Below are 19,941 nucleotides of genomic sequence, written 5' to 3' on the forward strand. Positions count from 1 at the left end.
AGACGACCTCCTGAAGTGCGGTCCACAGCCTCAAGTGACCCTGTTTCCAAGGTGTTTCGCGATACTTTCCCGGCGGTATCTTCCCGCTCTCATGAGGCGGTCGCGGGGAAATCCCGGGGCAACAAAAAATGCCCGGGGCTGAATTCGTGATCCGAATTCACAATTCGCCCGAGGCATTCTAGTTACTTCCTGTGGGAAGTATCTTGGCGGGAGCGCGGTCATGTCAAGGGTGGGAACCGTGAAGGTCGAGCTGGGCGACCACGTCGAAGCCGACACCGTCCGCCCGTGCCAGATAGATGCGTTGGCGGACATGGGCGCCCCGCAGATGGAGCAGGCCGCGCGGGCCCTCGTACGACACCGTCTCGGCCGCCGCTCCGATCGCCGACACGTCGAGCGTCCTGGCCCGGCCGACCAGCGCGGCCAGCAACAGCACGCCCTCGTAACAGGATTCGCCGAGGCTCCCCAGGGCCGGTGCCTCGATGCCGAACCGTCCGGCGTACTGGCCGTGGAAGTCGAGGGTGTCCTGGTTCGCCAGTGAGGCGAAGAACCCGGCGGTGCTGTAGAGGTCCACGGTGGCCGTCGGCCCGCTCGCCATCAGCATGTTCTCGTCCATCAGCGTGCTCAGCCGCAGACAGCGCGCGTCGAGGCCTGCCACGGCGAACGCCCGGTTGAAGCGCACCGCGTCGCTGCCGACGAGCAGCATGAGCACGCCGTCCGCGTCCGACCGCTCGATCCGGCGCAGGACCGCGTCGAAGTCGTGTGTGCCCAGGGGGAGATAGACCTCCCCCTGGATCCTGCCGCCCGCCTCCCGAGCGAAGGCGTGCGCGGCCCGCGCCGTACGACGGGGCCACACATAGTCGTTGCCCACGACGAACCAGCGCCGCACCCCGCGCTCATGGGCCAACAATCCCATCGCGGGCCGCAGTTGATCGCGTGGTGTCTCGCTGGTGAGGAACACGCCCGCGGTGTTCTCACCGCCCTCGTACAGCGCGGTGTAGACGTACGGCACCCGATGAGCGATCCTCGGCGCCAGCGCCTGCCGCACCGAGGAGATGTGCCAGCCCGTGACGCCCTGCACGACCCCCAGGTCCACCAACGCCTCGACGTGGTCGGCGACTTCGCGCGGCCCGCTGCCGCCGTCGACGGGCAGCAGCCGCAGCTCCCTGCCGAGGACCCCGCCCGCGCGGTTGACCTCCTCCGCGGCCAGCTGTGCGCACAGTTCGCAGGTCGGTCCGAAGATCCCCGCCGATCCCTGCATGGGGAAGACGAGGGCCACCCGGAACACGGAGTCGTCTGCCGTGAACCAGTCGGGCGGAGGCGGATCGTGCCGGAACATGGAGTCATGATTTCGGGTCCGCCCGGTGAACTCCAGTCTGTCTCATACCATGTACAAACCCCGGGACCGAGGAGCAGGATGCCCACCCCAACTCCGCGTCAGCCCCAGGATCTGGCGCACCTCCTGACGCGGGCCGAGCGGCTGGCCGCGCGTCGGCTGCAGAGCGTGCTCGACGCGGACGGTTGCTCGCTCGACGCGTGGCGGGTGCTCGCCCTGCTCGCCGACGGCGAAGGGCATCACATGACGGCGATAGCCGAGGCCGCCTTCCTGCCGCCCCCGACGCTGACCAAACTCGTCGACCACCTCGTCGACCAGAACCTCGTCCACCGCCGCGTCGACCCGCTCGACCGGCGCCGCATCCTCGCGTATCTCACCCCGCGCGGCCAGGCGTACTGGCGGCGCCTCGACCGTGAGGTCCGAGCCCAGTGGCCGGTGCTGAGCGACGGCGACGACGAACTGCTGCGGGCCCTGCTGGGGCGCCTTACGGACGCGCTCGACGGGGCAAGCGCCGACACCACGCGCTGACACCTTCCGCGGCAGCCGAAGGGAACTCTCTGTGACGCTAATCTCGCGGAGAGTGCTTTCGTGTGCCCGGAATTTATTTGGGCACCTGAAAGGTTGGTATATACATCCAGCTGCAAGTTCGGCTTTACCGCCGGCTATCGAGTACGTCGCGCGGCCGCCCATCCGTCCGCGCCCGACCAGCGAGGCACCGTGAACCAGCCCACCACCGAACAGCCCGCCGACGTCGTCTCCCGGCTGCGCGCGACCTTCCGCTCGGGTCGTACCAAGCCCGTCGAATGGCGTACGACCCAGCTGCGCCGACTGCGCGAGCTGCTCACCACGCACGGCGAGGACATCGCCGCCGCCCTCCACGCGGACCTCGGCAAGAGTTCCACGGAGGCCTTCCGCACGGAGATCAACTTCACCGTGCGCGAGATCGACCACACCCTGGACCACCTCGACACCTGGCTGCGCCCCGAGTCCGCCCCGGTCCCGGCGCACCTCGGCGGCGACGCGACGGCCTGGACGCAGTACGACCCCCTGGGTGTCGTCCTGGTCATCGCCCCCTGGAACTATCCGGTGCAGCTCCTGCTCACCCCGCTGCTCGGCGCGCTCGCCGCGGGCAACGCGGTGGTCGCCAAGCCCAGCGAGCTGGCTCCCGCCACGTCCGCCGTCCTCGCCAGGTTGCTGCCGCAGTACCTCGACACCGACGCGGTCGCCGTCGTCGAGGGCGCCATCCCGGAGACCACGGCTCTGCTGGCCGAGCGCTTCGACCACATCTTCTACACCGGCAACGGCACGGTCGGCCGCATCGTGATGCGCGCCGCGGCTGAGCACCTCACCCCCGTCGCCCTCGAACTCGGCGGCAAGTCCCCGGCGTTCGTCGACCGCGGCACCGACCTGGCCGTCGTCGCCGACCGCCTGGTCCGCGGCAAGTTCCTCAACGCCGGTCAGACCTGCGTCGCACCCGACTACGTCCTGACCGACCCCGTGACAGCCCGCGCCCTTGAGCCCGAGCTCACCCGGGCCGTCGAAGAGGTCTTCGGTGCCGAGCCGAAGACGTCCACCGAGTTCGGACGGATCGTCAACGAGCGGCACTTCGACCGGCTCAGCTCGCTGCTCGACTCCGGCCGTACGGTCACCGGCGGCGACAGCGACCGTGCCGTCAAGTACATCGCGCCGACCGTCCTGGCCGACGTCGACCCCAAGTCGCCCGTCATGGCGGAGGAGATCTTCGGCCCGATCCTTCCGATCGTCACGGCGGCGGACCTCGACGAGGCCATCGGCTTCATCAACGACCGTGACAAGCCGCTGGCCCTGTACGTCTTCACCGACTCGGACGTCACCCGGCAGCGGCTCGCCGCCGAGACCTCGTCCGGCGGCCTTGGTTTCGGCCTGCCGCTCGCCCATCTGACCGTCTCCGACCTCCCGTTCGGCGGGGTCGGCGAGAGCGGCATGGGCAGCTACCACGGCCGCTACTCGATCGAGACGTTCAGCCACCGCAAGGCGGTGCTGGAGAAGCCGCTCGCCTGAGGCGGGAGGCGGGAGTGACGAGGAAGTCGGGCCGTGGCCCGGGTCGGAAGCTGAACCGGCCCGGGCCACCGTGCTGCTCAAGTGTCACGGGTGTCATGGAATGCGCCGCTATCGGGCGTGCCGCTCAATTGTCGCCGGATGTCAGGCAGTTCAGCCGCCAACGTTGTCAGTTCGGCTTGGTCTAGACCTTGACTGGTACAGACCAATGCGATTAAGTGTGCCTCCACACCCCCCACCACGGCCGCCCCCGACGCCGTGCCAGGCTCGACCGGCGCGTGCGCGCAAGGCATCGCTTCGCTTTGCTCTTGGTCGGGTGCGGCCGTGCTCCGCAAAGGAGTTGATCCTGTGTCGAGGCGCCGCATCTCCGCACTCATGGCAGCAGTCGTCATCGGAACCGCCGCACCGGTGCTCCTGCCGGCCGCGAGTGCTTCCGCCGCGGCTTGTTCGAGCTACCCGAGCTGGGTCGCCGGCAAGGCGTACGTCACCGGAAACATCGTCCGCTACACCGACGGCAAGGCCTACATAGCCGAGCACGACAACCCGGGCTACGACCCCACCATCAGCACCTGGTTCTGGGAGCCCTACGCCTGCGACGGCTCGTCGACCCCCGTCGGGAACTTCCCCGTCACCGAGGCGCAGTTCAACCAGATGTTCCCGAGCAGGAACTCCTTCTACTCGTACAGCGGACTGACCGCCGCCCTGAGCGCCTACCCGGGCTTCGCCAACACCGGCAGTGACACGGTGAAGAAGCAGGAGGCCGCCGCCTTCCTCGCCAACGTCAACCACGAGACCGGCGGTCTGGTCTACATCGTCGAGCAGAACACCGCCAACTACCCGCACTACTGCGACTGGAGCCAGTCCTACGGCTGCCCGGCCGGCCAGGCGGCGTACTACGGCCGTGGCCCGATCCAGCTCAGCTGGAACTTCAACTACAAGGCCGCGGGCGACGCGCTCGGCATCGACCTGCTCAACAACCCCTGGCTCGTGCAGAACGACGCCGCGGTGGCCTGGAAGACCGGCCTCTGGTACTGGAACACCCAGAACGGTCCCGGCACCATGACCCCGCACAACGCCATGGTCAACGGCGCCGGCTTCGGCCAGACCATCCGCAGCATCAACGGCTCCCTGGAATGCGACGGCAAGAACCCCGCGCAGGTCCAGAGCCGCGTCGACGCCTACAACCGCTTCACCTCGATCCTCGGCGTCTCACCCGGAGCCAACCTCTACTGCTGAGATCGGTCGGCTCGGTGAACGCGTCCGCACGAGCAGCGCCCTGAACACGTACACGTAGGGGCAAATCCTGTGCGAAGCTGCCGCGATGACCTCAGAGAAGATCACCGCGGCAGCCGCGGGCACCTGGAAACTCGGAGATCTGCCCGTCAGCCGCATCGGATACGGCGCGATGCGGCTGACGGGCAGTGCGGCCTTCCACCTCGGCGTACCGAGCGACCGTGAACGCTCGATCGCCGTGCTGCGGCGCGCGATCGAGCTCGGCGTCAATCACATCGACACCGCCGCCTTCTACTTCTCGTCGCTGCGCTCCGCGAACGAACTGATCAACAGCGCGCTCGCTCCGTACGCGGACGACCTGGTCATCGCCACCAAGGTCGGGCCGCACCGCGACTACTCGGGGGAGTGGGCCACCGCCGCCAGGCCGGACCAACTGCGCGGCCAGGTCGAGGAGAACCTGCGGCAGCTCGGCCGCGACCATCTCGACGTCGTGTACCTGCGCCGGATGCGGCAGGACTCCATCGCCGAGCACTTCGGCGCACTGGCCGAACTGCGTGACGCCGGCCTGATCCGGCACCTCGCCATCTCCGACGTCGCATCCGAGCACCTCGCCGAAGCGCAGGCCATCGCGCCGGTGGTGAGTGTGCAGAACAAGTACGGCCTCGACTTCCCGGACCCCGAGACCGACGCCGTCCTGCGGACCTGCGGCGAACAGGGCATCGCCTTCGTCCCCTTCTTCGCGATCGCGGGCAAGGGCGGCGCACACGGCGCGAGCGGCACCGATGACCACGAGGTGCTCGCCGTCGCGAGTGCGCACGGCGCGACCCCCGCGCAGATCCGGCTCGCGTGGACACTGCGACAGGGCCCGCACGTGCTCGCCATCCCCGGCACCGGCAACCCGGACCACCTCGCCGAGAACGTGGCCGCGGGCGCGCTCCGGCTCACCGACGAGGAAACGGCCCGCCTCGACGCGCGGCACACGTCGGGCGAGTAACTGCCCCGTTGTTCAGGACTCGGCCCCTTCGGGATCCACCACGGGTGTGCCCGGCGCCCCGAGGCGCAAGCCGTCGATGACCAGGTCGAGGAGCCGGGCCACGCGCGCCTCCCCCTCCTCGCCGGGGCCGGTCCGCCACAGGAATCCCAGCATCAGCAGTACGTCGTCGGGGTCGACGCCCGGGCGGATGCTCCCGTCCTGCTCGCCGGCACGCAGCAACATGGTGACGGCGCCGATGACCGCCTCGTAGATCTCACCCGCGAGGCCGTCGTCGGCGGGGGAGTGCGGTACTTCCGACACGCCGTGCTGGTCATGACGTCCGCGTGCGCCGCCGCGACGCCACCCCTGGCCGGCCCGGACAGCATCAGCGACGAAACCTGCTGGACCGACACCGACGACCCGACCCTGACCGCCCACCGGAAGTCGAAGGCCGTCGCGGAACGGGCCCCGGTGTTCGCGCGGTCGTGCCGTACCTCGGACGCAGGCATCTGCACCCCGCCGACAAGGCGCGACGGATGCCGGCGTGGCAGCCGCGCCCCGCCGCCGAGGCCGTCACCGACTGCGCGAGGAGCCTCGCCGCCCACCAGGTGGTCTAGGTCCTCCGCGGGCTCAGCCCAGCTGCTCGTGCAGGAACGCCACCGTGCTCTGCCAGGCCTGCGCGGCCGACTCCGGGTGGTACACGCCCGGACGTCCGTCATTGAAGAAGGCGTGCTGGGCGGGGTACAGACGCAGGTCCGCGGTGATGCCGGACTGCTGCTGGATCGCCTCGCCCAGCTGGTCCAGGTTCTCCTTGGGGATGCTGGTGTCGAGTTCGCCGTAGTGCCCCTGGATCTGGGCCTTGAGGCCGGAGAAGTCGGGCAGCTCGCCCCGGATCACGCCGTAGAACGGCACCGCCGCACTGACACGGGGGTCCGCCGCGGCCTGGTATAGGACGAAGCCGCCACCCATGCAGAAGCCGACCGAGCCCACCGTGGCGGAGGTGACCTCCGGAAGCCCGAGGAGGTGGTCGACCGCGCCGGAGAGCAGCTCGACGCCGCGCGACACCGGCAGCTCCTTCATCATCCGCAGCGCTTCGTCGCTTTCGTGGGCGACATTGCCGCCGTACAGGTCGGGTGCCAGAGCGACGAAGCCCTCCGCCGCCAGCCGGTCCGCGACATTCGCGATGTGATCGGTGAGGCCCCACCACTCCTGGATGACGATGACGCCGGGCCCCTGCCCGGAGGGCGGCAGCGCCAGATACCCATGCGCGGTGGTCCCCGTACTGGGGAACGTCACGTTCTGATGGGCGGGGGCTCCGGTCGACTTCGGCAGCTCGGACATGGCACTCAACTCCTGTGGGCGCAGCGTCAGGTGGGGTCACGGCGGGGCCGGCCCCGAGTCGATCTCCACCATGCCATGTGTGCTTGTGCCGCCCACTCCCGGCCCTTGCGGCATCGCCCGCCCTCAATCAGGGGTGCCCGCAGGATGCCGTACCCTACGTGTTACGTATAACCCACGGAGTCCGCGGAGAGCCCCTGATGAGACGTATCGCCCTGGTCACCCTCGTCGTCGACGACTACGACGAGGCGATCCGCTTCTACACCGAAGCCCTCGGCTTCCGGCTCGTCGAGGACACCCCGCGGCCCGACGGCTCCCGCTGGGTCGTCGTCGAACCGGGCACGGAGGGCCAGGCCGCGGACGGCCAGGGCACCGGGCTGGTGCTGGGCCGCGCCAAGGACGAGGCGCAGCGCGTGCGGGTCGGCGACCAGACCGGTGGGCGCGTGGGCTTCTTCCTGCACACCGACGACTTCGCCCGCGACCACGCGCGGATGCGCGCCGCGGGCGTGACCTTCCTGGAGGAGCCGCGCCACGAACCGTACGGCTCGGTCGTCGTCTTCCAGGACCTGTACGGAAACCGCTGGGACTTGCTCCAGCCCGCCACCACCGCCTGAGCCATCGAACCGACCTGCCGAGGAAACACACGCATGACCGCGCCCCGCATCGACATCGACATCATCCGCCGGCTCCCCAAGGCCGTCCTGCACGACCACCTCGACGGCGGCCTGCGTCCCGCCACCCTCGTGGAACTCGCGGAGTCGGTCGGCCACACCCTGCCCACCACCGACCCGGATGCCCTCGCCGCCTGGTACTACGAGGCCGCCAACTCCGGTGACCTGGTGCGCTACATAGCCACCTTCGAGCACACCCTTGCCGTGATGCAGAGCCGCGAGGGCCTGCTGCGCACCGCCGAGGAGTACGTCCTCGACCTCGCCGAGGACGGCGTCGTCTACGGAGAGGTGCGGTACGCCCCCGAACTGAACGTGAACGGCGGGCTGACGCTCGCCGAGGTCGTCGAGACCGTCCAGGAGGGCCTCGCGGTCGGCATGGCGAAGGCCGCTGCCGCGGGCACCCCGGTCCAGGTCGGGACGCTGCTGTGCGGGATGCGGATGTTCGACCGTGTCCGTGAGGCCGCTGACCTGGCCGTCGCCTTCCGGGACGCCGGTGTCGTCGGCTTCGACATCGCCGGAGCCGAGGACGGCTTCCCGCCCGCCGACCACCTGGCCGCCTTCGAGCACCTGCGCCGCGAGAGCGTCCCGTTCACCATCCACGCCGGTGAGGCCCACGGCCTGCCCAGCATCCACCAGGCCCTCCAGGTCTGCGGCGCCGAGCGCATCGGCCACGGCGTCCGTATCACCGAGGACATCGTCGACGGCAAGCTCGGCCGCCTCGCGGGCTGGGTCCGCGACCGCCGTATCGCCCTGGAGATGTGCCCGACGTCCAACCTCCAGACGGGTGCGGCGACTTCCATCGCCGAGCACCCCATCACCGCCCTGCGCGACCTCGGCTTCCGCGTCACCCTCAACACCGACAACCGTCTGGTGTCGGGCACGACGATGACCCGCGAGATGTCGTTGCTGGTCGAGGAGGCGGGCTGGACCGTCGAGGACCTGCGCACGGTCACCGTGAACGCCCTCAAGAGCGCGTTCATCCCGTTCGACGAGCGCAACGCCCTCATCCGCGACGTGGTCCTGCCCGGCTACGAGGCCGCGCTCTAGAGCAATCCGCGTACGTAGGCGGCCTGGCCGACATGCTGAAGATCGTCGGACAGGACGCTGACCAGGCGTACACCGAGGGTGACCGGCGGGTCCCAGCGCTCGTCCACGACGCGCTCCAGGTCCTTGGCGCCCAGTCCGCGGACGAAGGCCAGCGTCTGTGCGTGCACCGCGTCGTAGTAGCCGAGCAGCAGGTCGCCCGAGTCCACCCGGACCTGGGCGACCTGCTTGGGCGTGTGGCCGTACCCGGTGTCCCGGTGCGGGAGCCCCAGCGCGAAGCGGTCGGCCCAGCCCTGGGAGAGCCAGACCTGTTCCAGCTCGGCGGCGTCGGCGAGATGGTCGTCCTGGATGCGGGTGAGATGCCAGATCAGCCAGGAGATGGAGTTGGCGCCGTCGGCGGGAGGCGTGTTGAGGCCGTCCGGGGGCAGTCCGTCGACCGCGGCGTGGACCTCTTCCTGGATGCGGCTGAAAGCGTCGATGAGGATGTCCTTGGCATGCATGCGTCCACCTTCGCGCACGGCGGTCCCTGACGCGCGCCGATTCCGGGGACCGTCAGGCCCGCTCTTCCCGGGCGTCGAGCAGGACCATCAGAGCCCGGGCCGCCGGACTGGTGGCGTCCGGCGGCGGCAGCATGGCGACCGTCTCGTACGACGCCTCGGAGACGCCCTTGAAGGGGAGGGCGGTGAGATCGCCGGCCTCCCGCTTGAGGCCGAAATGGCGCGGTACGACAGCGATCCCGAGGCCCTCGTGGACGAGTTCCAGCAGGCTGTGTACGTCGTTGACCTCGAGCGTCACGTTCCGGTGGACGCCCGCGGCGGCGAAGGCCGCGTCCGTGGTGCGGCGCGGTCCCCAGTCGGGGTGGAAGTCGACGAAGGCCTCGCCGCCCAGCTCCTCGGGCGTGAGCACCGCGGCGGTCGCTAAGCGGTGCTCCGGATGGCACAGCACGGTCATCGGCTCGCTGGTCAGCGGGACCGAACGCAGCTGGTCGGTGTCCGCCTGGGTCCGCACGGCGAAGGCCAGATCGAGCCGCCCGGCGGCGACCTCCTCGGCCAGCGCTCCGGATCCCGCCTGCCTCAGACAGATCTCGACGTCGGGATGGCGGCGGCGGAACGCGGCGAGGAGCGTGGCCACGTGCACCCCGGCGATGCACTGTTCGGCACCGAGGGTGAGCGTGCCGCGCAGCAGACCCTGCACCGCGGCCACGGCGTCGTGGGCCGAGCGGACCTGAGCCAGGATCCGTTCCGCCTCGCCCAGCAGGGCCCGCCCGGCCGCCGTGAGTGTGACCCGGCGGGTGGTACGGACGAACAGCGGAGCCTGCAGCTCCCGTTCCAGGGCGCGGATCGAGGACGACAGGCCGGACTGCGACACCATGAGCCGCTCGGCCGCACGGGTGAAGTGCTGGTCCTCGGCGACGGCGACGAAATGCTGGAGATGGCGCAGTTCCATGAAGGGCAAGGGTAGCCGCCGCCCGGTAATCGTCATCGCCGATTGAGAAGCCCCGACGCTGAATCCCATCCGATTCTCCCGTTGGACCGCTGCCCCGGCCGCGCGCGAGAGTGGAGACCTGATTTTCCCGGCATCTCAGGAGTACACGTTGTACACCGCACACACCGACCGTTACGCGGACATGCCCTACCGGCGCACCGGACGCAGCGGCCTGAAACTCCCCGCGCTGTCGCTCGGCCTGTGGCACAACTTCGGCCCCGACCGGCCGGCGGAGACCCAGCGCGCGATCCTGCGCCGCGCCTTCGACCTCGGCGTCACCCACTTCGACCTGGCGAACAACTACGGCCCGCCGCCCGGCGCCGCGGAGTCCGCCCTCGGCGAGGCACTCAAGGCGGACTTCACGCCGTACCGCGACGAGCTGGTCATCTCCACCAAGGCGGGCTACCTGATGTGGCCGGGCCCGTACGGCGAATGGGGTTCGCGCAAGTACCTGCTGTCCTCCCTGGACCAGAGCCTGGGCCGCATGGGTCTCGACTACGTGGACATCTTCTACTCGCACCGCCCCGACCCGGAGACTCCCCTCGAGGAGACGATGGGCGCCCTGCACTCCGCGGTCCAGCAGGGCAAGGCGCTGTACGTCGGCGTCTCCAACTACTCGCCGGAGCAGACCCGCGAGGCCGCCCGCATCCTCGGTGAACTGGGCACCCCGCTCCTCATCCACCAGCCCCGCTACTCGATGCTCGACCGCCGCGCCGAGGAAGGGCTCCTGGACACCCTGGACGAGCTGAAGGTCGGCTCCATCGCCTACTCGCCGCTGGATCAGGGCCTGCTGACGAGCCGTTACCTCGACGGCATCCCGGAGGGCTCGCGGGCCGCCGGCGACAGCCCGTTCCTGACCGCGGACACGCTCACCGAGGATCTCGTACGCCAGTTGCGCGCCCTCGACGAGATCGCCAAGTCCCGCGGCCAGTCCCTGGCGCAGCTGGCGCTGGCCTGGGTGCTGCGTGGCGGCCGGGTGACCTCCGCGCTCATCGGCGCGAGCAGCACCAAGCAGCTGGAGGACAGCGTCACGGCCACCCGCGCCCTGGACTTCGACCCGGAGGAGCTGGCCCGGATCGACGCGATCATCAAGGCGTGAGGCACACGACCTCGCGGTCGGACGGTCCGGGGCCGACCTCGCCCCCGGACCGGTTCGTCCACAGGCTCCACGCGCCGGCCGCTACGCGTTGAGCCGTTCCTCCAGGCGCACGGTCACCGTGTCGCCCTCCGCTTTCCCGATCGCTTTGCGTACCTCGGCCTTCACCGGCAGCATGTGGGTGCCGTCTCCGAGGGCCATGAAGGAACTGCGGAAAGAGTGGCCGTCGATCGTGCCGCTGACCTTGACCAGTCCGCGGGTCCCGAAGAACGCGACGGACTCCGGCCATTTCACATAGGTCCAGCCGCCGGCCTCCGGGCTCTTCCTCAGAACCGCGGTGAAGTGCGCATTCACCTTGCTCACGGTGCTCATGGGATCCTCCCTTTTCGTAGCCGCCCTACTCAAGAGACCACCGTGAGCCGAAAATCTCGTCGCGGAGTCACACAGGGACGGCCCTAAGCGGGAACGCGGTCCAGAAAGCCGTGCACGCTCCGGATACGGTCCTCGCCGTCGAGAGTGATCACGTCGAATCCGGCGACGGGCGCCGAACCGTCCGCCTCGTCGACCAGCTCCCAGCCGAAGCGGGCGATGTCGTGATGCCCGTCGACCGCGCCCGTGAGGCGGAAGGCGAAGCCCGGGAACTGCTCGTGCGCCGCGGCGATCACGGCGGCTATCTGTCCGTGGCCGCGGACCTCGGCCAGCGGGTCGGTGTAGCTTCCGTCCGCGGCCCATGCGGCGGCGACTGCTTTCGTGAGCGCGTCGGGCTCACCCGCGTTCCAGGCCTCGAAGTAGCGGGCGACGGCATTCTCGTAACGCTCGTTGCTTGCGGACATGGTTGATCAGCCTCCATCGAGACGGGGTTCTCACTGGTCAGGGACCGGATTTCGGCGGGTGGTGCCCTGCTGGGTTCCGGTACCGCAACCATGCCCGGAGACCGTCGGCGGCGTCGATTACCTCGCAGGTAAGGGCGCTCGAGCGTGTTTCGGCCAAACCCGGCCGCGAATATGCCAGGAGACTGGCTGGAATGGCATGGTGACAGAGTGTCAGGAGTGGCGATACTCAAAGTCAAGGGCAATTCAGCCAAGCCCGCACAGCGTCATCATGCACAGCAGCAGCGCCATCATGCACAGCAGACGAGCCGCAGGGAAAGCGAGGCAGTACCGGCAGCGAGCGACGCGATGGGGGAGCGATCGTGCACGACGAATTCCTGTGCTATGTCACCGCTTACGGAATATGCGGCGGTCAGCGAGTCGGCGTGCCGCTGGGCAGCTATCGCGCGCCCACCCTGGCGCTGGCCCTGTGGTGGATGCGAGACCGTGCCGCGTGGATGGCCGAGCGGCTCGACCCGCAGCCCGAGGATCCGACCTTCCCGCCGAACTCCATCGCGCCGGTGGGGGCAACCGTCCCCGACGTGCCGAGCGTGCTGCGTGCCTGGTGCGGCGACTCGACGCAACAGGAGCTGGTCGCCGATGACTTGGCCGCCGGGAAGCTCGTCCGCGTCGCCACCAACGACGACACCACCGAGTACGAGTTGATGGCCGAGTCCGTGGACGCGCGGCGTATGCAGCGGACCGCCTCCGCACTCGGCACCTCGGCGGCCTGACCGCTCGCACCGGATCGCGTGCGGGGCGAATACGTCCGCCCGCACCCGACGAATAGGCCCGTCGGGCGAATAAGTGCACGAATAGCTAGAATTCAGACATGGCAGAGCGGCCGGCCGCACCCATCGCTCCCGAACTCGTCCTCGAAACCGAGACGGGCTTCACGGTGATGAGTCCCAGCCGCGACTATCACGTCGGACGCGACCCATTGAGCGATGTCGTCATCGACGACGCCCGGGTCTCCTGGCACCACGCGGTACTGCGCCCCGACGCCGACCACTGGACGATCGAGGACGAGAACAGCACGAACGGCACGTACGCCGACGGCAGGCGCGTCCATGAGTGGGGCGTCGGACCTGGCAGCGTCATCCGCTTCGGCAACCCCTCCGACGGCCCCCGGGCGGTACTCGTCGACCGGCCTCCGGAACGTCCCTCGGCCGTCTCCCTGCCCTTGGCCACCGGCACATTCCGGCAGCCCACCACCGTACGCCCGCTGCCCGCCCGCACCGTCCGCATCGGCCGCGGCGGCGACAACGACCTGGTCATCGACGACCTGGTCGTCTCGCGACGGCACGCGGAACTACGGGCGCAGCCGGAGGGGACGTACGAGATCGTCGACCTCGGCAGCCACAACGGCACGTTCCTCAACGGCCAGCCCGTCGCCCGTGCGCCGGTCACGCCCGGTGACATCGTCGGCATCGGCCACTCCGCGTTCTGCCTCGTCGGCGACCAGCTGCAGGAGTACGTCGACACCGGCGAGGTCTCCCTCGACGTCCAGGACCTCGTGGTCGCCGTCGACCACGGACGCAAGACGCTCCTGGACCAGGTGTCGTTTCCCGTCGGCGAGAAATGCCTGCTTGCTGTCGTGGGCCCGAGCGGCGCCGGGAAATCCACGCTCCTGAACGCCCTGACAGGCCAGCGTCCCGCCGACCGCGGCACGGTCCTGTACGACGGCCGCGACCTCTACCGCGACTACGCCGAACTGCGCCAGCGCATCGGCCTCGTCCCGCAGGACGACATCCTGCACGCGCAGCTGACCGTGCGCAAAGCCCTCGCGTACGCCGCCGAGCTGCGCTTCCCGCAGGACACCGCGAAGGCGGAGCGGCGGGCGCGGGTCGACGAGGTGATCGGCGAGCTGGGCCTCGAGCAGCGCGCCGACCAGCCCATTCACAGTCTGTCGGGCGGCCAGCGCAAGCGGGTCAGCGTGGCCCTGGAACTGCTGACCAAGCCGTCGCTGCTGTTCCTGGACGAGCCGACGTCCGGCCTCGACCCCGGTATGGACCGCTCCGTGATGCACATGCTGCGCGGCCTCGCCGACGACGGCCGCACGGTCATCGTGGTCACCCACAGCGTCCTCAGCCTCGACGTCTGCGACCGGCTGCTGGTGCTCGCGCCCGGCGGCAAGGTCGCCTACTACGGACCGCCCGAGGACGCTCTCGCGTTCTTCGGCTACGAGGAGTGGCCGGAGGCGTTCGAGGATTTCGAGCGGGACCACGACCGGGACTGGGCGGGGGACTACCGGGAATCGCCGTTCCACCGCCAGTACATCGACAACTCCACCTCGCAGCCGTATCTGGCGCAGGCCGCCCCGGTCGCCGCCGTCGGACCGCCGCCCAAGGCCCAGAGCTGGGGCTCCCAGCTCGGCACCCTGGTCCGCCGCTACGCGGCCGTGCTCAGCGCCGACCGGACCTTCCTCGCAATCATGATCGCGCTGCCGTTCGTGATGGGCGCGATGGCCCGGGCACTGGCCGGCAGCGAGCTGGTCCAGGATTCGGTGATGGACGCGCTGCTCATCCTGTGCGTCGGCGGCGTCCTGACGGGCGCGGCCAACGCCGTGCGCGAGCTGGTCAAGGAGCGGGTGATCTACCAGCGCGAGAGAGCCGTCGGCCTGTCCAGATCGGCGTACCTGATGTCCAAGATCGTGGTCCTCGGCACGGTCACGGTGGTGCAAGCCGTCGTCCTGACGCTGGTCGCCCTGCTCGGCGTGGACCTCAACGCACCCGGCGGGAAAGGCGTGCTCATGCCGCCGCTCGTGGAGATCACGGCGGCCGTGGCCCTGCTCGCCTTCACGGCGATGATGCTCGGCCTCCTGGTCTCCGCCCTGGTGCGCAAGGAGGAGGTCACGATGCCCCTCCTCGTGCTGCTCGCCATCGTCCAGGTCGTCTTCTGCGGCGCGCTCCTGAAGCTGCACGGCGTGCCCGGCCTGGAGCAGTTCTCCTGGCTCGTGCCCGCGCGCTGGGCCTTCGGCGCGATGGCGGGGACGATCGAGCTGGCCAAGATCGTCCCGGACGATACGACGGCCGACCCGCTGTTCCGGCACGAGACCGGCGTGTGGCTGCTCAACATGGGGATGATGGTCGTCCTCTCCGTCGTCTTCGCGTACGCGGTGATTCGCCTGCTCCGGCGGCACGAACCCGCCGTCATGCGGAAGTAGGTGCGATGACGACACCCGACTTCCGCCCCACCCACGTGATCCCCCAGGACGGCCTGTCCGCCTGGGAGTCCCCGGACCCGTCCCGCCCCACGGTGCCGCTCGACGCGCTGCTGCCGGTCCAGCTGATCGACCGGCTCGGCGACTGGGGCCGGGTCGTCTGCGCCAACGGCTGGTCGGCCTGGGTCGACGGCCGCCTGCTGATCGCCGTACCGCAGGCACCACCCGCCGCCGGTAGCCCGCTCACCCGGACAGCCGACCCGCGCCCGCTCCTCGCCCGCGTCGAGGAGGCGCTCACCCGCTATCGCAGCGCCGCCGAGGATCTCGCGGCCGGGCGGCTCGACGGGCAGTCGTTCCGCGGCCGTACGCAGGGACAGCGGATCGGCGTGGTCGTCGACGGCGAGTCCCTCTGGCTGTACGACGGCGAGCACGAGCGCTGGGTGTACTGCGACGGCACGCGGCTCAGCACCTTCGCCGCGTCTGAGAAGCCGGCCGCAGCGGCGCGGGAGCCCGTCCCGAAAGAGGCGCCGGTGGGCCGGGAACCCACGCGGGTCGTGGCGTACGAGGAAGACGACCGGAGTGACGTCTGATGGGCGTCGAGGACGACCGGAGTGATGTCTGATGGACGACGGCGGGCGCCACGACACCAGCATCTTTTCCGGGCGCCCCTCCGACCTGATCGGACGGCAGATCGCCGGCTACCGGATCGAGCGGGAGATCGGCCGCGGCGGCATGGCCGTCGTCTACCGGGCCAAAGACCTGCGCCTCGACCGGACCGTCGCCCTCAAACTGCTTGCGCCGGAGCTGGCCCGCAACGACACCTTCCGCGGCCGCTTCACCCATGAATCGCGGGTGGCGGCCGCCATCGACCACCCGAACATCGTGCCGGTCTTCGAAGCGGGCGAGACGGACGGCGTCCTGTACATCGCCATGCGGTACGTCGCCGGACGCGATCTGCGCCATCTGCTCGACCGCGAGGGCCCGCTGCCCGTCAAGGTGGCCGCCCGGATTGCCGTCCAGGTGGCCTCGGCGCTCGACGCGGCGCATGACCACGGGCTGGTGCACCGGGACGTGAAACCCGGCAACATCCTGGTGGCCCAGGGCACCGACAGCGACCACCCCGAGCACGTCTACCTCACGGACTTCGGTCTGACGAAGAAGTCGCTGTCGCTCACCGGGTTCACGAGCGTCGGCCAGTTCGTCGGAACGCTCGACTACGTGGCTCCCGAGCAGATCTCGGGCAAGCCGGTGGACGGCCGGTGCGACGTCTACAGCCTCGCCTGCGTCGTCTACGAGACGATGGCCGGGAAACCGCCTTTCCAGCGCGACGACGACATGGCGCTGCTCTGGGCCCACCAGTACGACGAGCCGCCACCGCTGACCGAGAAACGTCCCGACATCGCCGCCCCGGTGGACGACGTACTCGCGAAGGCGTTGGCGAAGAGCCCCGACGACCGCTACGACTCCTGCCTCGCCTTCGTGGCCGCGCTGCGGGTCGCCGCGACCGGCGCCGTGGAAACCGGCCACGCACCGACACAGGTGGACCGGCGGGCTGTCGGAGCCCCCGAGTTCCGTCCGCCGCCCGATCCGCCGGACTGGGCCCGGCCGGTGTTTCCGGGGTAACTCGTCTCCGACGGCTCTTCGGCGACGAATGTCCTGCGGGGGTAAACCCCCCTCAACACAGGCCAGTTGGCGGGATGTGACGATCGGCGTAGATCGGCGAAGCTCGTCCGCATGACGAAGATCAAGCGAAACGCCGCCCTGCTCGCCGCCTCCGCCGCCGTGCTCAGTCTCACCGCACCACTCACCGCGGCGGCGTCGACCGCCGGTGCGCCCGCACCGCTCGACTGGGCGAAGTGCGAGGGAAGCGGGCTCGATCCGCGGCAACAGTGCGCGACCGTCGAGGTGCCGATGGACTACGCCGACCCCGGTGGCGAGAAGATCCGCATCGCCGTCTCCCGGATCCTCAGCGAGAACCCGCAGGCGCGTCGCGGCGCCCTGCTGCTGATCCCCGGCGGGCCCGGCGGATCCAGCCTCAACAACCCTTCGGGCAAGGGGCAGGACCTGCCGCAGGAGGTGCGGGACGCGTACGACCTGATCGGGTTCGACCCCCGCGGGCTCGGCCGCTCCACCCAGGTCACCTGCGGTCTGGAGTACAGCGACCTCGCCACGTCGAAGCTGCGTCCCTGGCCCGCCCCCGACGGTTCGATCACGGAGAACATGGCCACCGCACAGCGGATGTCGGACGCCTGCGAGCGCAACGGCGGCGAGCTGATCCAGCACATCAGCACCGCCAACGAGGCCCGTGACATCGACCGCGTCCGGGCGGCGCTCGGCGAGCGGAAGCTGTCCGCGTGGGGTGTGTCGTACGGGACGTATGTCGGCGCCGTCTACAGCCAGTTGTTCCCGAACCGCACCGACCGCATCGTGCTGGACAGCAACGACGACCCCGACCACACCCGGGTCTCCCGGGCCTGGCTCGCCGGTCACGAGGCGGGCGTCGAGGACACCTTCCCCGAGTTCGCCAAGTGGGCTTCGGCGCCCGGCAATCCGGACCGGCTGGCCGAGACGGCGGACGAGGTGCGGCCGCTCTTCCTGCGCCTCGCCGCGAAGCTGGACCGCGAGCCGATCCCCTGGCCAGGCGCGAACCCGGCGGAGCTGAACGGCAATGTGCTGCGCCAGACCATGCTGGACAGCCTCTACGCTCCCAGCGGCTTCCCCGACCTGGCCCAGCTGATCCTGGCCGCACAGAAGGGCACCCTGCCGCCGGCGCCCCCCGCTCCGCCCGAGTCGGTGCTGCAGAACGTCACCGCGGTCGGCGCCGGGACCCTCTGCAACGACATTGCGTGGCCCAAGTCGGCCGCCGCGTACGAGCAGGGGGTCGCCGAGAGCCGGGTCAAGTACCCGCTGACCGCCGGCATGACCAGGAACGCGATGGTCTGCGCCGCCTGGCCTTTCACACCGAAGGAGCCCCCGGTACGGATCACCGACCGCGGCCCCGCCAACATCCTGCTCATCCAGAACGAGCGTGACGTGGCCACCCCGCTCAGCGGCGCCCTGAACCTCCGCAACGCCCTCGGAAAGCGCGCCACCATGGTCACCGTGAACTCCACCGGACACGACGCCTACCTCGCCAACGGCAACGCGTGCGGCGACCGAACCGTCTCGCACTTCCTGGCGACGGGGGAGCGCCCCCACCGGGACACGTACTGCCGTTAGCCGGCGCGGACTCCGGGTTCCTCGGCGTCGATCTCGCCCTTCCGGTGGACGCCCTTCGCCATCAGTCCGCCGAGGAACCCGGTGACCAGCCCCCACAGCACGGCGAACCCGAGCGCGGTCCACACCTTGGGCCGCAGGAAGAGTTCGCCGCTCAGACCGCCGCCGATGTCGCCGATGCCGAGGAGCGACAGACCGTAGTGCGCGGAGATCCTGCCGACGAGACAGATCATGAGAACGGTCAGCACGAGCGCGACCGCCATGTGCACGGCGTGCTGCCACAGCCGCATCCGGGCCGGTGAACGCGCGGCCATCAGGAACGCGGCCGCGAGGAGCAGCACCGCGTCGACGACCAGCAGCCACCACACCTTGCCGTCGAAGTCGGCGAGCGTACTCAGATTGAGGGTGGAGATGTCCGGAGTGCGCAGCACCTCGTCGAGCAGATGCGGCATCGGCAGCCCGAAAGGCCCGTCCACACGCCCGGTCCACGTGGCGCCCAGGCCGAGCGTGAAGGCGAGCCAGACGAGGTTCGGCAGTCCGAGGAGGATCACGGCGAACGTCTCGGCGGTGTGCCCGCGCGTCACCGCGACCACCAGAGCGATGACCAGGCCCAGGGCGACGTACGCCAGCAGCAGCGCGACCATGGCGAACGCGGCCGGGCGCACCGACTCCTGGAAGCGCAGCAGCCGGGGCGGGAGCGGGGCCCCGCGCGAGACCAGCAGGGCGAGGATGAGGACACCCGCGAGCCACAGCACGCCGAAGACCAGCGTCAGCGGCACATCGGTCTCGAAGCCGACCTTGGGCGAGGCACCGAACAGGTCGCCGATGTCGCCGATCGTTCCGTCCCCGAGGGGGATGGTGAAGTCCTGGCGTGCGAAGAGTGCGAGTCCGACGAGGGCGAGCAGCCACAGGACGGCGATCCGGGCGGCCCATCCCGCCAGTTCGGGGGCTCCGGCCACGGCGCGGTGCCGCAGCGGTCGCAGGAACCCGGCGGCGATCACCAGTGCTCCGGCAAGCGTGACCGACAGGGGAATCACCGTCAGGCCCGCCTGGGTGTCGGCGATCACTCCGGCGTCGCCCGAGAGCTCGATGGTGCCGCCGACGGCTGTCACGACGGTGGCCGCGACCACCCGCGGGAACGCGTTGTCGGGGAGGTCCGCCGCACCGGCCGCCCACAGCCCGAGCGCGGCGACCACCCCCATGACGATCAGCCCGGCCAGCACCGCCAGGACGGCCTGGAGCCAGCCGTGGCGGGCGGCCGACTGGTCTCCGTGGCGGACAACTGCCTGGTCGGACGGTGTCTGGGGGATCACGCTGCCACGCTAAGCAGCGCCGACGAGGTCCGCCCGCCGGGAGGGGCCGACCGCGTCAGCTTGCGGACGGTACGGGGCAGGAGCACACAATGGGCTCGTTGTGTGAGAAAGCGACACAAAGCGTTTGAAGCGTCACAGAAGGCTTGAAGTCTCATAGAAGGCTGGAAGTG

The 19,941-nt window shown here is 69.9% G+C and carries 21 protein-coding genes; 13 read left to right on the forward strand and 8 right to left on the reverse strand.

Annotation, left to right across the window (positions count from 1 at the left end):
* Nucleotides 1-223: 223 nt before the first annotated feature.
* The gene (locus OG266_RS43800; RefSeq protein WP_266470492.1) at nucleotides 224-1,336 is read right to left on the reverse strand and encodes a substrate-binding domain-containing protein; all 1,113 of its coding nucleotides are present in this window, start codon (nucleotides 1,334-1,336) and stop codon (nucleotides 224-226) included.
* A gap of 78 nt (nucleotides 1,337-1,414) precedes the next feature.
* On the opposite strand from OG266_RS43800, the gene OG266_RS43805 reads away from it, so the two are divergent.
* From OG266_RS43805 to OG266_RS43820, 4 genes are all read left to right on the forward strand, one after another.
* Nucleotides 1,415-1,861 carry a MarR family winged helix-turn-helix transcriptional regulator gene (locus OG266_RS43805; RefSeq protein ID WP_371552430.1) on the forward strand — a complete coding sequence of 149 codons (447 nt, stop codon included), beginning with the start codon at nucleotides 1,415-1,417 and terminating at the stop codon, nucleotides 1,859-1,861.
* A 60-nt stretch (nucleotides 1,862-1,921) separates the two neighbouring features.
* Nucleotides 1,922-3,373, forward strand: coding sequence for an aldehyde dehydrogenase family protein (locus OG266_RS43810; RefSeq protein WP_371552432.1), 1,452 nt, complete (start codon nucleotides 1,922-1,924; stop codon nucleotides 3,371-3,373).
* A 345-nt stretch (nucleotides 3,374-3,718) separates the two neighbouring features.
* Nucleotides 3,719-4,606 (forward strand): glycoside hydrolase family 19 protein, encoded by an 888-nt coding sequence (locus OG266_RS43815; protein ID WP_329549562.1) that lies wholly within the window; start codon nucleotides 3,719-3,721, stop codon nucleotides 4,604-4,606.
* Between the two features lie 85 nt (nucleotides 4,607-4,691).
* Nucleotides 4,692-5,597, forward strand: a complete 906-nt coding sequence (locus OG266_RS43820) for an aldo/keto reductase (RefSeq protein ID WP_371552435.1) — start codon at nucleotides 4,692-4,694, stop codon at nucleotides 5,595-5,597.
* A 12-nt stretch (nucleotides 5,598-5,609) separates the two neighbouring features.
* Here OG266_RS43820 and OG266_RS43825 read toward each other — a convergent pair whose 3' ends face one another.
* Nucleotides 5,610-5,897 carry a hypothetical protein gene (locus OG266_RS43825; RefSeq protein ID WP_371552437.1) on the reverse strand — a complete coding sequence of 96 codons (288 nt, stop codon included), beginning with the start codon at nucleotides 5,895-5,897 and terminating at the stop codon, nucleotides 5,610-5,612.
* A 164-nt stretch (nucleotides 5,898-6,061) separates the two neighbouring features.
* Between OG266_RS43825 and OG266_RS43830 the strand changes: the two genes are divergently transcribed.
* Nucleotides 6,062-6,193, forward strand: a complete 132-nt coding sequence (locus OG266_RS43830) for a hypothetical protein (protein WP_371552438.1) — start codon at nucleotides 6,062-6,064, stop codon at nucleotides 6,191-6,193.
* 13 nt (nucleotides 6,194-6,206) lie between these two features.
* Here the strand turns inward: OG266_RS43830 and OG266_RS43835 are convergent, their stop codons facing one another.
* Nucleotides 6,207-6,917, reverse strand: a complete 711-nt coding sequence (locus OG266_RS43835) for a dienelactone hydrolase family protein (RefSeq protein WP_371552440.1) — start codon at nucleotides 6,915-6,917, stop codon at nucleotides 6,207-6,209.
* A 197-nt stretch (nucleotides 6,918-7,114) separates the two neighbouring features.
* Between OG266_RS43835 and OG266_RS43840 the strand changes: the two genes are divergently transcribed.
* Together OG266_RS43840 and OG266_RS43845 are read left to right on the forward strand one after the other, a co-directional pair.
* Nucleotides 7,115-7,528, forward strand: a complete 414-nt coding sequence (locus OG266_RS43840) for a VOC family protein (RefSeq protein ID WP_371552442.1) — start codon at nucleotides 7,115-7,117, stop codon at nucleotides 7,526-7,528.
* 33 nt (nucleotides 7,529-7,561) lie between these two features.
* Complete coding sequence (locus OG266_RS43845) at nucleotides 7,562-8,632, forward strand: adenosine deaminase (protein WP_371552444.1); 1,071 nt, start codon at nucleotides 7,562-7,564, stop codon at nucleotides 8,630-8,632.
* Here the strand turns inward: OG266_RS43845 and OG266_RS43850 are convergent.
* Nucleotides 8,629-9,129 carry a DinB family protein gene (locus OG266_RS43850; RefSeq protein WP_329549568.1) on the reverse strand — a complete coding sequence of 167 codons (501 nt, stop codon included), beginning with the start codon at nucleotides 9,127-9,129 and terminating at the stop codon, nucleotides 8,629-8,631. The two genes, OG266_RS43845 and OG266_RS43850, sit on opposite strands and share 4 nt — an antisense overlap.
* 52 nt (nucleotides 9,130-9,181) lie before the next feature.
* Nucleotides 9,182-10,075 (reverse strand): LysR family transcriptional regulator, encoded by an 894-nt coding sequence (locus OG266_RS43855; RefSeq protein ID WP_266470527.1) that lies wholly within the window; start codon nucleotides 10,073-10,075, stop codon nucleotides 9,182-9,184.
* A 148-nt stretch (nucleotides 10,076-10,223) separates the two neighbouring features.
* Between OG266_RS43855 and mgrA the strand changes: the two genes are divergently transcribed.
* Nucleotides 10,224-11,213 carry an L-glyceraldehyde 3-phosphate reductase gene (gene mgrA, locus OG266_RS43860; protein ID WP_266470529.1) on the forward strand — a complete coding sequence of 330 codons (990 nt, stop codon included), beginning with the start codon at nucleotides 10,224-10,226 and terminating at the stop codon, nucleotides 11,211-11,213.
* A gap of 81 nt (nucleotides 11,214-11,294) precedes the next feature.
* Here the strand turns inward: mgrA and OG266_RS43865 are convergent, their stop codons facing one another.
* Nucleotides 11,295-11,582, reverse strand: a complete 288-nt coding sequence (locus OG266_RS43865; RefSeq protein WP_266470533.1) for a DUF1905 domain-containing protein — start codon at nucleotides 11,580-11,582, stop codon at nucleotides 11,295-11,297.
* An 83-nt stretch (nucleotides 11,583-11,665) separates the two neighbouring features.
* A complete protein-coding gene (locus OG266_RS43870; RefSeq protein WP_266470536.1) occupies nucleotides 11,666-12,043 on the reverse strand; it encodes a nuclear transport factor 2 family protein in 378 nt (125 codons plus the stop codon).
* A gap of 359 nt (nucleotides 12,044-12,402) precedes the next feature.
* Here OG266_RS43870 and OG266_RS43875 point away from each other — a divergent pair, with 359 nt between their 5' ends.
* The 5 genes from OG266_RS43875 (at nucleotide 12,403) to OG266_RS43895 (ending at nucleotide 18,461) form a co-directional block, all read left to right on the forward strand.
* The gene (locus OG266_RS43875; protein WP_266470538.1) at nucleotides 12,403-12,813 is read left to right on the forward strand and encodes a hypothetical protein; all 411 of its coding nucleotides are present in this window, start codon (nucleotides 12,403-12,405) and stop codon (nucleotides 12,811-12,813) included.
* A gap of 98 nt (nucleotides 12,814-12,911) precedes the next feature.
* Nucleotides 12,912-15,245 carry an FHA domain-containing protein gene (locus tag OG266_RS43880; RefSeq protein WP_371552446.1) on the forward strand — a complete coding sequence of 778 codons (2,334 nt, stop codon included), beginning with the start codon at nucleotides 12,912-12,914 and terminating at the stop codon, nucleotides 15,243-15,245.
* Nucleotides 15,246-15,250: 5 nt separating this feature from the next.
* Nucleotides 15,251-15,832 carry a hypothetical protein gene (locus OG266_RS43885; protein ID WP_371552448.1) on the forward strand — a complete coding sequence of 194 codons (582 nt, stop codon included), beginning with the start codon at nucleotides 15,251-15,253 and terminating at the stop codon, nucleotides 15,830-15,832.
* Nucleotides 15,833-15,863: 31 nt separating this feature from the next.
* The gene (locus OG266_RS43890) at nucleotides 15,864-16,865 is read left to right on the forward strand and encodes a serine/threonine-protein kinase (RefSeq protein ID WP_371552449.1); all 1,002 of its coding nucleotides are present in this window, start codon (nucleotides 15,864-15,866) and stop codon (nucleotides 16,863-16,865) included.
* A gap of 111 nt (nucleotides 16,866-16,976) precedes the next feature.
* Complete coding sequence (locus tag OG266_RS43895; protein WP_371552451.1) at nucleotides 16,977-18,461, forward strand: alpha/beta hydrolase; 1,485 nt, start codon at nucleotides 16,977-16,979, stop codon at nucleotides 18,459-18,461.
* Here OG266_RS43895 and OG266_RS43900 read toward each other — a convergent pair.
* Nucleotides 18,458-19,771 (reverse strand): streptophobe family protein, encoded by a 1,314-nt coding sequence (locus OG266_RS43900; protein WP_371552453.1) that lies wholly within the window; start codon nucleotides 19,769-19,771, stop codon nucleotides 18,458-18,460. The genes OG266_RS43895 and OG266_RS43900 overlap by 4 nt on opposite strands.
* Nucleotides 19,772-19,941: the final 170 nt, after the last annotated feature.

The sequence above is a fragment of the Streptomyces sp. NBC_00554 genome (genome assembly GCF_041431135.1).
In the GTDB taxonomy this organism is placed as follows: Bacteria; Actinomycetota; Actinomycetes; order Streptomycetales; family Streptomycetaceae; genus Streptomyces.